12 protein-coding genes are annotated in these 14,086 nt (G+C 67.2%); 1 reads left to right on the forward strand and 11 read right to left on the reverse strand.

Annotation, left to right across the window (positions count from 1 at the left end):
• Positions 1-22 precede the first annotated feature (22 nt).
• On the reverse strand, positions 23-1,948 hold the full coding sequence (locus BMZ48_RS01435) for a DUF1302 domain-containing protein (RefSeq protein ID WP_159431036.1): 1,926 nt from the start codon (positions 1,946-1,948) through the stop codon (positions 23-25).
• Positions 1,949-2,284: 336 nt separating this feature from the next.
• Between BMZ48_RS01435 and BMZ48_RS01440 the strand changes: the two genes are divergently transcribed.
• Complete coding sequence (locus tag BMZ48_RS01440; RefSeq protein WP_091530526.1) at positions 2,285-3,697, forward strand: WS/DGAT/MGAT family O-acyltransferase; 1,413 nt, start codon at positions 2,285-2,287, stop codon at positions 3,695-3,697.
• A 94-nt stretch (positions 3,698-3,791) separates the two neighbouring features.
• Here the strand turns inward: BMZ48_RS01440 and BMZ48_RS01445 are convergent, their stop codons facing one another.
• From BMZ48_RS01445 to BMZ48_RS01490, 10 genes are all read right to left on the reverse strand, one after another.
• Complete coding sequence (locus tag BMZ48_RS01445) at positions 3,792-5,063, reverse strand: serine hydrolase domain-containing protein (RefSeq protein ID WP_091530528.1); 1,272 nt, start codon at positions 5,061-5,063, stop codon at positions 3,792-3,794.
• Positions 5,063-5,380 (reverse strand): 2Fe-2S iron-sulfur cluster-binding protein, encoded by a 318-nt coding sequence (locus tag BMZ48_RS01450; protein ID WP_091530531.1) that lies wholly within the window; start codon positions 5,378-5,380, stop codon positions 5,063-5,065. The genes BMZ48_RS01445 and BMZ48_RS01450 overlap by 1 nt, the downstream gene beginning before the upstream one ends.
• A gap of 6 nt (positions 5,381-5,386) precedes the next feature.
• The gene (locus tag BMZ48_RS01455) at positions 5,387-6,616 is read right to left on the reverse strand and encodes an NAD(P)/FAD-dependent oxidoreductase (RefSeq protein ID WP_091530534.1); all 1,230 of its coding nucleotides are present in this window, start codon (positions 6,614-6,616) and stop codon (positions 5,387-5,389) included.
• Between the two features lie 169 nt (positions 6,617-6,785).
• Positions 6,786-7,823 carry an esterase/lipase family protein gene (locus BMZ48_RS01460; protein ID WP_200769470.1) on the reverse strand — a complete coding sequence of 346 codons (1,038 nt, stop codon included), beginning with the start codon at positions 7,821-7,823 and terminating at the stop codon, positions 6,786-6,788.
• Positions 7,820-8,254 carry a 6-carboxytetrahydropterin synthase gene (locus BMZ48_RS01465; protein ID WP_091530537.1) on the reverse strand — a complete coding sequence of 145 codons (435 nt, stop codon included), beginning with the start codon at positions 8,252-8,254 and terminating at the stop codon, positions 7,820-7,822. The genes BMZ48_RS01460 and BMZ48_RS01465 overlap by 4 nt, the downstream gene beginning before the upstream one ends.
• A complete protein-coding gene (locus BMZ48_RS01470) occupies positions 8,244-8,939 on the reverse strand; it encodes an SDR family NAD(P)-dependent oxidoreductase (RefSeq protein WP_091530541.1) in 696 nt (231 codons plus the stop codon). Before BMZ48_RS01470 ends, BMZ48_RS01465 begins: the two co-directional genes overlap by 11 nt.
• A 62-nt stretch (positions 8,940-9,001) precedes the next feature.
• Positions 9,002-10,879, reverse strand: a complete 1,878-nt coding sequence (locus BMZ48_RS01475; RefSeq protein WP_091530545.1) for a propionyl-CoA synthetase — start codon at positions 10,877-10,879, stop codon at positions 9,002-9,004.
• A 24-nt stretch (positions 10,880-10,903) separates the two neighbouring features.
• Complete coding sequence (locus tag BMZ48_RS01480) at positions 10,904-11,902, reverse strand: alpha/beta hydrolase (RefSeq protein WP_091530549.1); 999 nt, start codon at positions 11,900-11,902, stop codon at positions 10,904-10,906.
• Between the two features lie 9 nt (positions 11,903-11,911).
• A complete protein-coding gene (locus BMZ48_RS01485; protein WP_091530556.1) occupies positions 11,912-13,519 on the reverse strand; it encodes an acyl-CoA carboxylase subunit beta in 1,608 nt (535 codons plus the stop codon).
• Positions 13,516-14,022, reverse strand: a complete 507-nt coding sequence (locus BMZ48_RS01490; RefSeq protein WP_091530558.1) for an acyl-CoA carboxylase biotin carboxyl carrier protein subunit — start codon at positions 14,020-14,022, stop codon at positions 13,516-13,518. The genes BMZ48_RS01485 and BMZ48_RS01490 overlap by 4 nt, the downstream gene beginning before the upstream one ends.
• Between the last annotated feature and the right edge of the window lie 64 nt (positions 14,023-14,086).

Raw genomic sequence — 14,086 nt, forward strand, 5'->3', positions numbered from 1 at the left:
GCGCTGCGGGCGTGCAGGCTCGTCACAGGTTGTATTTGATCGAGAACGTCGCGTAGTCGCGGTCGGTGACCGGATTGGCCGGGATCGGGCTGTCGCGCACCAGACGGCGCGGATTGCCGAGGAACCAGTTGTAGCCGATCGCGAATTCGAGGTTTTGCAAATACTGCGCAGTGATCGACAGACCGACGCGCTTGTCGCCCTCGCCGAACAGTGCACCAAAGGTGCCGGCGGTAGAGGCGTAGCCATTGGCGGCGTGTGCAAATGCGATCGGCGTGCCGATGTCCCAGCCTGGAAAGACATTTCGGCCCTTGGGCAGCATCAGGATCTGATAGGCCCAGGCGTTGCGGTCATAGAACAGCGCGGTGCCATTGCCACGCGGACGCTGGCCGTTTTTCGCCTCGATCGGATCGACCTTGTCCACATACAGATACGCCACTTCGGAAACGATCGCGATCTCGTCGTAGAACGCAAACTTCGGGTTGGCCACGAACAGCGAGGAGACGTTGGCCTGGTAGGTCTCGGCGCGCGTGAACACCGGGCTGAGCACACCCGAGATCTCGGCGGCGGCGGAGACGTCGACGCCGTTGCGGAAGATCAGGTCACCGGCGAGGTTGAGGCCGAACAGCGTCGTCGACCAGCTGCCGGCGATCATCTCGATGTCGCCGAAGTACTTGACGTTGTAACTGACCGGCACCGACTGCTGGATGATCTCGGTCGTGATCGGCTGCCCCCCGAGCTCGCCGATGAACGCGAAGCCGAAGTTGAGGTTCACCGTCGGGTTGTGGTTGTGATAGCGGATGTAGTACGCGCCGACGCTGGTCTGCGGCGTCAGCTGGTACTTGGCGCCCACGCCCCACTGGCCGTCGTCGTCGGGGCGGATGTCGTCCAGGCGCGGCACGTCGATCGTGCGCGGTGCGTTGATCAGCGACCCGCCGATGCCGCCACCGGCCAGGCACAGAAAGCTCAAGTCGATGCCGGTTCCGGGAACGGCGAGCAGTCCGGGACAGTTGTCGGCATAGGCCGGGTTGCCGGAGCCATAGGCCATTTGTGCACCGGGGCCAACGACATCGGCCACCGAGAAGAAGTCGCCGACCGGAAAGACCTCGGTGGGTTTGTAATCGAGCTGGTAATAGCCCATGACCGACAGGTCGTAGCCAAAAGCGATCGTCGCCGAGATCTGGTGTACCGGCAGCAGGATCTCCTTGATTTCGGCGCCCGGCACGAAGGCCTTGGTGGCGTCGTTCGGTCCCTGTGCGCTGACGATGCCGGGGAAGAACAGGCTCTCGCCCCAGGCCACCAGATGCTTGCCGAAGCGGACGTTGACGGCGATCTCATCGGTGAGCATGAAATCGCCGTAGACGTAGGCTTCGAGCAGGCGCGAGCGCCTGCCGTTGTAATAGCGGGCGCCGTCGGTGAAGCGGTTGTGGTCGCAGTTGACGCGATCCGCCGAGCATTCGAAGGTGTTTGGACCGTAGTCGTTCGGATCGTCCGGATTGACCGGATCACGGTCGTTCTTTTCGTGGAACACCCGGTCGTAGAAAGCCGTGCCGCTGACCACGGCGCCGAGATTCTCGCGCCGTAGCTGGACTTCGTAGAAAGCGCTCAGACGATTGTTGATCGGGCTGTACCGCTCGAAAGCACGGTTACCGTCATCGAGATTGATCGTCGTCGGCAAGCCGGTGTGGATGAAGCCGATCGTCTGACCGAATTCCGGCGGGATGTAAACCACCGATTGAAACGGATCGACCGGTCCGTCGATGAGCGCGCCGTGCGGTTTTTGCATGCGCACGGCGAGGCTGTAGGTCGTCGTGAGCTTATAGGTGCCCTCGATGCCGGCGAACAAATCGAAGGAACCGGCCCAGGCCGGCGCCTGCAGCATCGCTGCGCCGAAGCACAATACTTTCGCACCGGATTTGCAGCCCATGATCACTGCCGAACGCCGCGCCATCGTCACTCCCCCGAATCGTTCTGGATCGCCGCAGCGACACCGTAGAGGCATGGGCGGCAAACAGCATCACCCGAATTGATTAGGGGTGCGGATGCGCTGCGGCGATGGAAACGGATTGTCAGAACGTGTACTTCATGGTGAACGCGGTGTAATCGCGGTCGGCATACGGGCGTTTCTTGAAGTCGGGGGTGCCGAGAAAAGCGTTGAGGCGGATGCCGGGGTGTGGTCAGTTGTTGCTTGCCCGGCGTACGCCCTGCGCAGTGGCTTGTGTCAGAGAAATCAGGCACCGTATCAGTAACAGAGGCGCTGCCGTCCTGCTCAAGAGGGGGAGAGAACATGCGATATCTCAGTCCGCTCGATGCCGCTTTCCTGCGGATGGAGTCGGCCCGCACGCCGATGCACGTCGGTGCGATGATGACGTTTCGGCTGCCGCAGGGTGCGCCGCGGGATTTTCTGCAGCGTCTGCTGGCGCGGATGCGCAAGCATCCCTTCATGCCGGAGCCGTTCAACTGCCGGCTTGCACGCACGCGCTGGTCCCGTCTCGCGCCTGCCTGGGAACAGACCGAGCTCGACATGGACTACCACCTGCGCCATTCGGCGTTGCCGTATCCCGGCGGCGAACGCGAGCTGGGTCAGCTCGTCGCGCGGCTGCACTCGCACCCGCTCGATTTGAGCCGGCCGCTGTGGGAATGCCACGTCATCGAGGGCTTGGCTGGCGACCGCTTCGCGCTTTACTTCAAGGCGCATCACTGCGCGATCGACGGTATTGGCGCGATGCGCATGGTGCAGCGCTGGCTGTCCGAAGATCCGCAGGATCCGCGCGTGGACGGTCCTTGGGTCGTCGCCACGCGGGCCGATCCGGAGCCGCCGCGGGCGCACACAGGTCTGGTCGAGCGCCTGCGCAAGCCGATTGCGTTCGCCGGCCGGCAAATCCGCTCGCTCGGTGATCTCGCCAAGGCACTGGTGCAGATGAGCCAGGGCGAGGACAGCAGCGTGCGCGCGGCGCTCGCGGTGCCGCGCAGCCTGTTTAACGTGCCGGTCACCCAGCAGCGTCGCTTGGGAACACAGATCCTGAGCCTGCAGCGGATCAAGGCGATCGCCGAAGCGGTGGGGGCGAGCACCAACGACGTGCTGATGGCGATCTGCGGCGGCGCCATCCGGCGCTATCTGCTTGAGCAGCAGGCGCTGCCGGAGAAGACGCTGCTCGCCTCCGTGCCGGTCGGGCTCCAGCGCCCGGACGGTACGCCGGGCAATGCCGTCGTCGGTTTCGTCGCGCCGCTCGGCACGCATATCGAGGATCCGCGCGCGCGCCTGCAACTGATCCACCGCGTCACCGCGCGCGCCAAGCAGGAGCTGGGTGCGATGCCGCCGGATGCGCTCGCGCAGTTCGCGCTGCTCGGCTTATCGCCGCTGATCCTCGGCCAGATGACCGGCGCGCTGCCGAAACTGCCGCCGCTGTTCAACGTCGTCGTCTCCAACGTCGTGCTGTCGAAAAAGCCGCTCTATCTGATGGGCGCGGAGCTGGAGGCGATGTATCCGGTGTCGTTCCTGTTCGATGGGTATGCGCTGAACATCACGCTGGTGGGTTACTGCGACCGCGTGGCGGTCGGCTTTCTCGGCTGCCGCGATGCGATCCCGCACCTGCAGCGGCTGGCGGTGTATTCCAGCGATGCGCTCGATGAACTGGAACGCGCGGTGCAAGCGCAGCCGGCGCGCGCTCGGCGGATCCGGACGCGGCGTCGTCATTGAAGCGAGCGTGCATTTACCGTGCATTTATTGGCCCCAGCCAGACGGCGCGCCGACGTCGGGCGGCACCTGAGCGGTAAAGCGCGGTGTCCGACGTTCAGCGCAGCGGCGGGCAGGCTCTGGCAATGGCCGTGAGTACGCCGATCAGGCGCAGTAGCCCGGAAGGGGCTACCGATTTGCCGGTGTTGAGCAGCGCGACCGCGATGTCGCGCTGTGGATCGGCCCAGCACAGTACCGAGACAAAGCCGAGATGACCGAACGCCTGGCCGCAGTGCGGTCCGAACAGGCCGAACGGTTCCTCGCCGAGCATGAATCCGGCCGAGAACCGGATCGGCACGCGCAGTGTGCCGTCGATCTGGATCCGGCCGACCGGGTGCACGGCTTCGGCGACGGTCTGGGCGTGTAGCACGCGCCTGCCCTCGAATTCGCCGCCGGCGAGTAGCATCTGGAATACGCGGCTGGCGTCGTCGGCACTGGCGTAGATGTTCCCCGCCGGTACGATCGAGGACAGGAAGGCGTCGGTGTTCGAGGCGGCAACCGCGGCCGCAAACTCGACGCCGATGACGTTTCTCACATAGCGCGCCAGCGGGCCGATCGGACGCGGGCCGGTCATCCAGTGCCGCGGCGCATCGTCACGCTGGGCTTCGGGCAGGCCGTAGGTCAGGTAGCGGCAGCCGAGCGGCTGCGCCAGCCACTGCCGCAGGGCATCGCGCAGGTCGATGCGGCCGACACGGCGCACGATCTCGCCGACGATGTATCCGGCGGTGAGGGCATGATAGGCCTGACGCTCGAAGTGCTGGTCGAAGGGCCGGGCGGCACACAGCAGTTGCACGGCGCGGTCCCAGTCGCGCAGCAGCTCGGGCGTCGGCTCGACATCGGGCAACGCGGGCACACCGGCCCGGTGCGCGAGCAGTTGGCGGATCGTCACCCGGTGCTTGCCGTGTGCGCCGAACTCGGGCACGTAATCGACGACGAGGTCATCGAGGCGCAGGCGGCGCTGTTCGGCGAGTTTGTGGATCAGCAGGGCGCTAACCGATTTCGACGCGGAGAACAGGCACAGCGGGGCGTCCGGCGACAGCGGAACCTGCGGCCCGCGTTCGCCAGGGCCGTTGCCGCGCAGGCAGCCGATCGCGCGCTTGAGTACGATGCGGCCATGGCGGCGCAGCACCAGCGTGATCGCCGGATGCAGGCCGGTGCGATAAAGCCGCTCGACCGCACGCCAGACCGCGCCGATGGCCTTGGGATCGAGATCGAGATCGCGCGGATCGCATTCCGCGGCATGGTCGATGCGAACCAGCGGCGCGAGCCGGCGCGGTACGGCAACGCGGGTGTGCCGCAACATGGGCAGGACGGGGAGCGAGAAGCGCATCACGAAGCAGCCGGGATGCGCAGTACAAGGCCATCGAGCGCTGCGCTGACCTTGATCTGGCAGGACAGGCGGCTCCGGGCGGTGACGCCGGGTGTGCCGTCGAGCATGCCGCGCTCCATCTCATCCGGTGGATCGAGCTGGCCGCACCAGGGTTCTTCCACATACACGTGGCAGGTCGCGCAAGCGCAGCATCCGCCGCATTCGCCGACGATGCCGGGCACCAGATGGCCGGTCGCGGCTTCCATCACCGATTGACCGACCACTGCCTCGACGACATGGGTCTGGCCGCTGGCTTCGATGAATTTGAGCGTGGGCATCGCCGGTCAGCCCACCAGCGTTTTCAGCGGCAGCGTCTCGTCGGCGAGGCGGGCCGGATCGACCGTCGCGTTCTCGGCAACGAGCTTTTTGGCCAACATGAATTCCTGCGGCCGGCTGACGGTGTCGGCGGCGATGATGCGGCCGTTCTTGAGATAGAACACCGCGAAATGGCGCTGCGTCGCCGGATCGCCGCGCAGCACCAGTTGATCGTAGCCGCTGGAGATTCCGACCATCTGTAGTTTGAGGTCGTACTGATCGGACCAGAACCACGGCACCATCTGGTAAGGCTCCTGCCTGCCCATGATGTTGCGTGCGGCGGCGCGGCCCTGCTCCATCGCATTCTGCACCGATTCCAGGCGCACGTATCGGCCGAGAAAACGGCTCGGATGGTGGGTGCAGTCGCCGGCGGCGTAGATGTCCGGATCGGCGGTGCGGGTGTATTCATCGACGACGATGCCGTTGTCCACGGCCAGCCCGGCGGATGCGGCGAGCTCGGTGTTCGGGATCAGCCCGATGCCGACGACGACGAAATCCGTCTCGATCGTGCTGCCATCGCTCAGGCAGACGCGCTTGACTTCGGCGTCGCCGTCGAAGCCGGCGACTTGCACGCCGGTGCGCAGATCGACGCCGGCCTGCCGGTGCACGCGTTCGAAGAACGCGGACACCTGCGGACAGGTCACGCGCGCGAGCACGCGCGGCAGGCCTTCGAGCACCGTGACCGCGAGGCCTTTTTTCACCAGCACTGCCGCTGCCTCGAGTCCGATGAAGCCGCCGCCGACGATGGCGACGCGCTTGCCCGGCTGGCAGTGCGCGCGGATCTTTTGCACGTCGGCGATCGTGCGCAGCAGGAACACGTTGGGTTTGTCGGCGCCGGGCACGGGTAGTGGTCGTGCGCGGCCGCCGGTGGCGAGCACGAGCTTGTCGTAGCGCAACTGCGTGCCGTCGGCGCGCTCGACGGTGTGGGCAGCGCGGTCGATCCGCGTCACCGGAACCCCGCCGTGGTATTCGATGCCGGCCTTCTCCAGGTTCGCGGCCTGCATCATGTAGAGCTGGGTTTCAGTGCAGTCGCCGGCGAGATAAGCCTTGGACAGCGGCGGCCGCTTGTAGGGCAGGAACGGCTCTTCGCCAACGATGAGGATGCGGCCGTCATGGCCGAGTTTGCGTAGCTCAACTGCCGTTTCGGCACCGGCCTGTCCTCCGCCGATGATCAGCACCGTGCCCTTGGCTTGTGTCATCACCACCACCTTTGCTGTCGATATCCGCTAGTGTCACCGCGCCACCCATTCCGGCTCATCGGCCGTTTGGCGTAGCGTCACCGAATCGGCGGCAAGAGCGCCGAGGTCCATGTCGCGTTCTGCGTGCGCGCATCCTCCGCAGCACTGCCGTCACCGGTCAAGCCCGTTGTCATCCGCCACCCCGGGCATAGGGTTTGAGCGGCGGCTCGGCGGCGGCGAAATGCGGATCCGGCAAGCCACCCTGCGCCGATGCGCGCAGCGCCGCGAGCAGCCCCTGCACCGCCTGCGGCGAGACGATTTGATCGGGCACGATCGGGGCAAGACCGCACAGCGTCTCGCCGCCGGCGCGCGCGACGTCGGCAGGCCCCTCGTGTTGCAGGGCGTCGAGCGCAAGCTCGAAGGCGAGGCGGTCGGTGAGCCCGATGGTGACATGATCGACGAACCGTCCGGGACAGACGTCTTGCAGCAGGATGTTCGCGACACGCGGATTGCCGAGCCCGTAATCCACCGCCGACGTCGGCACCGGGGAAACCGGCTGCACCAGCTCGTCGAACTGCGTGTACAAGGCCGTGTAGTCGATCTCGCCGGGTGTTTCGTCGCCGGCATTGGTCGCTGCGATGAAATGCGAGTCCGGCGCGAACTGGTAGATCGCCTCCGGCACGAGCCCAACGGCGCTGAGCAGCGGCAGCAGGCCGCCGTTGGTGGCTTGCGTGGTGCCATGATTGGGGCCGGCGAGCATCACGAAGTCACTGACCGCGTCGCGCGCCGACGGCCACCACTTCACCGCCCAGCGCGACACCGCGACCCCCTGGCTGTGCCCGATCAGTGCGATCTTGCGGCCGGTTTCGGCGCGCAGGCGGCGCAGGGCATGCACGACGAACTCGGCCGAGACTTGCATGTCGCCGAGGCCGCGGTCCGGGTAGGTCACGGTGCAGACATCGAAGCCGCGTTCGGCCAGCAGCGGCAGCCAGCTCCAGTCGTACTGCTCGTAGCCGGCCGTGAAACTGCCGTGCACGAGTAGCACGGGCGGTTTGTCGGCATGGGTCAGCGGGGTGCAGCGCAGCGCCGCGTCGAGCTGCGCGGTGTCGGTTTCCAGCGCCGGTTCGGAAAGGGGTACGGCGTGCACGTCGTCGCCGTCGCCGCAGCCGATCAGCACGAACAGGGCGAGCAGCAGAGCTCCCGCCGCCTGTGGCAGCCGGGCGATCACGACCTGCGCTCCCCGCGGTACACCGCCCAGTTCTTCTCGGTTTCGTGCAGCCGCACCTCGTAGAGCAGATCGCCAAAGCGCGCGTGCAGCACGTCCCAGAACAGCACCGCGAGATTTTCCACGCTGGGATTGATCCCCCGGCACAGGACCGAATCATGGTTGAGGAAACGGTGATCGACGTCGTCGAGCACCAGCGTGCGGATGGCGTCGCGCACTTCGGTCAAGTTGACGACGACGCCGGTTTTCGGGTCGACCGGCCCGCGCAGCGTCACCTCGAGCACGTAATTGTGACCGTGGCCGTGCTCGTATGCGCAGGGGCCGAACAGCCGCCGGTTTTCGTCCGCGCTGAGTGCATCCGACCACAGCCGGTGGCCGGCGCAGAAGGTTTCCCGCCGTGTCAGATAGACGATCGGGCGCGCCTCACTCGTCATTGCAGTGGATCTCCACGATCGTGCCGGTGATCGGCTGTGCGCGCGTGCGGTCGAGCAAAAATTCGACGGTCGGGGCGATGTCCTCCGGCAGCGTCTTGGGCGCCAGTCCCAGCGCCGCGACCATGTCCGTGCGCATCGTGCCCGGCGCGATGGCATTGACGCGGATGCCGTAGGGCTTGCCCTCCAGCGCCAGCGCCTCGGTCAGTCCGACGACCGCATGCTTGGACGCGGCGTAGGCGCCGAAACCGGGGAAGCGCTGCATGCCGCGCAAGCCGCCGAGCGAGGAGACGTTGACGATGTCGCCGGCGATCCCACGTGCGCGCCACAGGCGCATCGCCGCGCGACAGGCGTGGAAAGTCCCGGCGACGTTGATCGCCATCACCTCGGCAAAGCGCGCGGGGGTCAGCTCATCCCACACCGCGCCGCGGCCGAGTATCGCCGCGCTGCATACCAGCGCATCGGGGACGCAGGCCTGGATCGCCGCCTCGACCGCCTCGGCATCGGTGACGTCGAGCACCAGCGCCTGCGCCGATGCGCCCAGCTCGGCGGCGAGGGCGTGCAGCGGTGCGGCCCGCCGGCCGGCGAGCACGACGCACCAGCCGCGGCCGACGAGCTGGCGCGCGACCGCGGCGCCAAGCCCGCTGCCGCCGCCGGTGATGAAAACACGCCGTGGTTCGTGTTGCATGCACCCGATTGTCGCACGCGCAGGGCCGAAACTCGCAGATTCACCGGCCGGCACAAGCCGGCTCAGGGTTTCAGCGCGGCGGCGATTTCGTCGAGGATGCGCGGATCGTCGATCGTCGGCGGCACCGTGTACGGCACGCCGTCGGCGATCGCGCGCATCGTCGCGCGCAGCACCTTGCCGGAGCGGGTCTTGGGCAGGCGCTGCACGATGATCGCACGCTTGAACGCGGCCACCGCGCCGATTTGTTCGCGCACACGCGCGATCAGTTCCTGCTCGATCTCGGCGTGCGGCCGGTTGACTCCGGCCTTGAGGACGACCAGCCCCACCGGCAACTGCCCCTTGAGGGCATCGGCGACGCCGATCACCGCACACTCGGCCACATCCGGATGGCCGGCGAGCACTTCCTCCATCGCGCCGGTGGACAGCCGGTGACCCGCGACGTTGATGATGTCGTCGATGCGCGACATGATCCAGACATAGCCATCCTCATCGACATAACCGGCGTCTCCGGTGAGGTAGTAGCCCGGATAGCGCGACAGATACGCGTCGCGGTAGCCCTGCTCGTTGTTCCACAGGGTCAGCAGCGTGCCCGGCGGCAGGGGTAGCTTGAGCACCAGATTGCCGATTTCCCCGGGCCGCTGGGGTTTGCCGTCGGCATCGAGCACGCGCAGGTCGAAGCCCGGCACCGGCACCGTGGCCGAGCCGGGCTTGACCGGCATCGGTTCGAGTCCCCGGCAGTTGGCGATCGCGGCCCAGCCGAGCTCGGTCTGCCACCAGTGATCCACGACCGGCACCGCGAGCATGGTCTGGGCCCAGCGGATCGTGTCCGGGTCCGAGCGCTCGCCGGCGAGGAACAGCGCGCGCAGGCAGCCGATGTCGTGGCGCTTGAGCCACTCACCCTGCGGGTCCTCCTTCTTGATCGCGCGCAGCGCGGTCGGTGCGGTGAAAAACGTCCGCACGCGGTGCTGCGCGATCACCCGCCAGAACGCGCCGGCATCCGGCGTGCCCACCGGCTTGCCTTCGTAGAGCACCGTCGTGGCGCCGAGCAGCAGCGGCGCATAGACGATGTACGAATGGCCGACCACCCAGCCGACGTCGGACGCCGCCCAGAACGTCTCGCCGGGCCGCGCGTCGTACACCGCGCGCATCGAGTAGTGCAATGCCACCGCGTGCCCGCCGTGGTCGCGCACCACGCCCTTGGGCTTGCCGGTAGTCCCCGAGGTGTAAAGCACGTACAGCGGATCGGTGGCCGCCATGCTCACGCAATCGGCCGGCGTGGCGGCCGCCATCACTTCGTTCCAGTCGAGATCGCGTCCGGGCGTGAGCTCGGCGGCGAGTTGCGGCCGCTGCAGGACGATGCAGCGCGCCGGTGTGTGCGACGCCAGCGCGATCGCCTGATCGAGCAGCGGTTTGTACGCAACCGTCCGCCCCGGTTCGATGCCGCACGACGCGCAGACGACCAGCACCGGGCGGGCATCGTCGATGCGCTTGGCCAGCTCCGGCGCCGCGAAGCCGCCGAACACCACCGAGTGGATCGCGCCGATGCGCGCACAGGCGAGCATCGCGATCACCGCCTCTGGCACCATCGGCATGTAGATGACGACGCGGTCGCCGGTTTGCACGCCCTGGGCGCGCAGGGCGCCGGCGAACCGCGCCACCGCATCGCGCAAGGCGCGGTAGGTGTAGGTCTGGATGGTGCCCGTGACCGGGCTGTCGTAGATCAGCGCAGCCTGCTCGGCGCGGCCATCTTCGACGTGGCGGTCGAGCGCGTTGTAGCAGATGTTCAAGCGCGCGCCGCTGAACCAGCGGTAGGCGGGTGCCGCGCGATCGTCGAGCACCCGATCCCAGCGGCGCTCCCAGCGCAGATGTTCGGCCTGCTCGGCCCAGAAGGCGGCGGGATCGGTCAGTGCACGGCGGTATTCATCCCGGTAGCGACCCATGATCGACTCCTGTCCAGGCCGGCGTCATGGCGCCGGCAGATGCTCGCGGATGAAGGCCACGATGTCCTTGCGCGCCTGCCTGACTTCCGGAAAAACGCTTTCGAACAGCGGAAAGGCGTGCGGCAAGACCGGCCAGATGTCGAGTTTCACCGGCACGCCGGCAGCGCGCGCACGCCGCGCCAGCAGCACGGTGTCGTCGAGCAAGACCTCGTTGTCGCTGGCGAGCAGGTACAGCGGCGGAAAGCCGGTGCAGTCCGCGTACAGCGGTGAGAGTTCCGGATCGGACGCATCCCAGTCGCCGGCATAAAGCTCATCGACCCGGGCAAGCGCTGCGATCGGCAGCAGCGGATCGGCGTGCATCTTGACCGCGCGCGATGGCGGCGCATGGATGCGTCCGAGCTCGGTCGCCGGCGAGATCGGCACCGCGCAGCAGGGCATCGGCAGGCCGGCCTTGCGGATACGCTGCAGCACGCCCAGCGCCAGATTGCCACCGGCGGACTCGCCGGCGAGCACGATGCGCCGGGGATCGAAGCCCAGATCGAGCAGCGCGCGATAGGCACGTTCGCAGTCGTCCAGTGCAGCCGGGAAGCGCGCCCCGGGTGCGAGCCGGTAATCCGGCATGAAGCCGACCGCATCGAGATCGCGGCACCAGCGGCCGAGCATCCACACATGCGCGCGCGGCACCGCCGGCATCAGGAACGCGCCGCCATGCAGATACAGGATGGCGGTCTTGTGGGTCTCGGTGAGATGGCCAAAGACGTGGCCGGGCACGCGGCCGACGACGGTGTAGTCGAGCGGCAGGCCACTGGTGTCGTGGCAGGTCTGGCGCGCGAGCCACAACTGCACGCGCGCGATGCGCACCGTGGATCCGCGCACAACCCAACCGAGCCACGGCCGCAAAAAGCGGCGCATCAGCCAAACGATGAAGCGGCTGCGCAGGCCGATGCGCACGGCGCGCAGGGACGGCGCCGCGTCGGCGGCCGCAAGAAGGGGTTGTCGCGGATCGGGCGATGCGGGTTTCATGGTGCGAGCTTACATCCGGAAGATGCCATAGCGGGGATCCGCGAACGGAGTATTCAGCGCCGCCGACAGCGCGATGCCCAGCGCGTTGCGCGTATCCACCGGATCGAGAATGCCATCGTCCCAGATCTCGGAGGTGCTCCAGTAGGCGCTCTGCTTGCGCCGGAACTCGGCGAGCACTGGCTCGCGGATCGCGTCGATCTCGGCCTGGGTGAGTTGCCGGCCCTGGCGCTGGAGCTGGCGGATCTTGACGTCGGCGAGCGTGTTCGCCGCCTGCTCGGCGCCCATCACGCTGATCTGCGACTGCGGCCAGGAGAACAAAAAGCGCGAGTCGAAGGCGCGCCCGGACATGCCGTAGTTGCCGGCGCCAAAGCTGCCGTGACACATGACGGTGAACTTGGGCACTTCCGAGCAGGCGACCGCCATGATCATCTTGGCACCGTCCTTGGTGATGCCGCGGCGCTCGTATTCGCGCCCGACCATGAAGCCGGTGATGTTCTGCAGAAACAGGATCGGCACGCGGTTCTGGTTGCACAGCTCGATGAAATGCGCGCCCTTGAGCGCGGAGTCGTTGAACAGCACGCCGTTGTTGGCGAGGATGCCGATCTTGTAACCCCACAGGTGCGCATAGCCGCAGACCAGGGTCTTGCCGTAGTTGGGCTGGTATTCGTGGAAGCGCGAGCCGTCGACGAGACGGGCGATCACCTCTTTCATGTCGAACTGCTGCTTGATGTCCTGCGGCAGGATGCCGTAGAGCTCGCTGGGGTCGTAGTAGGGGTCTTCCGGTGCCTGCCATTCGATGGGCGTCTTCTGCGGACGCTTGAACTGCGCGACGATGTCGCGTGCGATCGCGATCGCCTCCTCCTCGCTGCCGGCCGGATAGTCGGCGGTGCCGGACACCGAGGTGTGCATGTCGCAGCCGCCGAGTTCATCCACCGTGTTCTCCTCGCCCGTCGCCGCTTTGACGAGCGGCGGTCCGGCGAGAAAGATCGCGCCGGTGCCGCGCACGATGACGTTGTAATCGGACAGCGCCGGCACGTAGGCGCCGCCCGCGGTGCAGTGGCCGAGCACGACGGCGACCTGCTGCACGCCCATCTTGGAGAGGATGCACTGGTTGCGGAAGATGCGCCCCGCGTAATACTTGTCGGCGAACAGTTCCGCCTGCAACGGCAGAAAACCGCCGGCGGAGTCGCACAGGTGCACCACCGGCAGGCGGTTCTCGATGGCGATGTCGAGCGCGCGCACCGTCTTCTTCACCGTGAGCGGGTACCAGGCGCCGCCCTTGACGCTCGGATCGCCGGCGTTCACCAGCACCTCGCGGCCGGAGACGATGCCGATGCCGGTGACGCAGGCCGCCGACGGCACCTCGCCGCCATAGGCCTCGCAGGCCGCGAGCGTGGACAGCTCCAGGAACGGCGTGCCCGGATCGAGCAAGAGCTCGAGCCGTTCGCGCACCGTCATTTTGTTTTGCGCGCTCAGGCGCTCGAGATCGCGCGCCGGGCGTTCATGGCGCGCGGCGCGCTGCTTTTCCTTGAGTTCGGCCGCCAGGCGCCGGTTGTGTGCGGCGTTGGCGCGGAATTCGGCGGAGGCGGTGTTGAGTCTGCTTTCGATGCGCTTCACGCACAGGTCTCCATCGGTTCCAGGCTCAGCAGCAGGGCGTCGCGGTCGAAGGTCTGCCCGGGCTGGTAGTTGACGGTGGCGATCACGCCGTCGCGCGGCGCGGTGATCGTGGTTTCCATCTTCATGCTCTCCATGACCAGCAGCACCTGCCCCTGCGTCACGGCATCGCCGGGTGCAACCGCCACCGAGACGATGCTGCCGGGCATCGGCGCACGGATCTGATCCTCGGCGTGCCCGGCCGCGGCAGCGGCGAGGCGGTCGAGCGGATGACGGTAACGCAGATGGTGGGCTTCGCCGTCGAGGTGGACGAAGACATCGTCGCCGCGCGTGGCGACGACGACCTCGATGTGCGCATCGCCGAGCGTCAGCCAGGCGCGCCCGTCGGCGCCGGTGCGCAGATCGACGGGGACGATGCGCTCGCCGAGGTGCAGGCGGTAGCCGGTGCGTGCGCGCGAGAGGGCGACGTTGATCTCGCGGTCTGCGATCTGGAACGCGTGGTGCATGCCTAGGCTCCCCCCTGAACGCGGTTCTGTACCCGTGCAGCGGACGTCTGGTGTGTGCCGGCCA

The sequence above is a fragment of the Fontimonas thermophila genome (genome assembly GCF_900113085.1).
Taxonomy (GTDB): domain Bacteria; phylum Pseudomonadota; class Gammaproteobacteria; order Nevskiales; family Nevskiaceae; genus Solimonas; species Solimonas thermophila.

Coding starts and splice junctions, on each gene's coding strand:
- BMZ48_RS01455 (WP_091530534.1), bottom strand. CDS start 6,616: ATGACACAAGCCAAGGGCACGGTGCTGATCATCGGCGGAGGACAGGCC.
- BMZ48_RS01465 (WP_091530537.1), bottom strand. CDS start 8,254: ATGACGAGTGAGGCGCGCCCGATCGTCTATCTGACACGGCGGGAAACC.
- BMZ48_RS01475 (WP_091530545.1), bottom strand. CDS start 10,879: ATGGGTCGCTACCGGGATGAATACCGCCGTGCACTGACCGATCCCGCC.
- BMZ48_RS01490 (WP_091530558.1), bottom strand. CDS start 14,022: ATGCACCACGCGTTCCAGATCGCAGACCGCGAGATCAACGTCGCCCTC.
- BMZ48_RS01445 (WP_091530528.1), bottom strand. CDS start 5,063: ATGCGCTTCTCGCTCCCCGTCCTGCCCATGTTGCGGCACACCCGCGTT.
- BMZ48_RS01480 (WP_091530549.1), bottom strand. CDS start 11,902: ATGAAACCCGCATCGCCCGATCCGCGACAACCCCTTCTTGCGGCCGCC.
- BMZ48_RS01435 (WP_159431036.1), bottom strand. CDS start 1,948: ATGGCGCGGCGTTCGGCAGTGATCATGGGCTGCAAATCCGGTGCGAAA.
- BMZ48_RS01450 (WP_091530531.1), bottom strand. CDS start 5,380: ATGCCCACGCTCAAATTCATCGAAGCCAGCGGCCAGACCCATGTCGTC.
- BMZ48_RS01470 (WP_091530541.1), bottom strand. CDS start 8,939: ATGCAACACGAACCACGGCGTGTTTTCATCACCGGCGGCGGCAGCGGG.
- BMZ48_RS01440 (WP_091530526.1), top strand. CDS start 2,285: ATGCGATATCTCAGTCCGCTCGATGCCGCTTTCCTGCGGATGGAGTCG.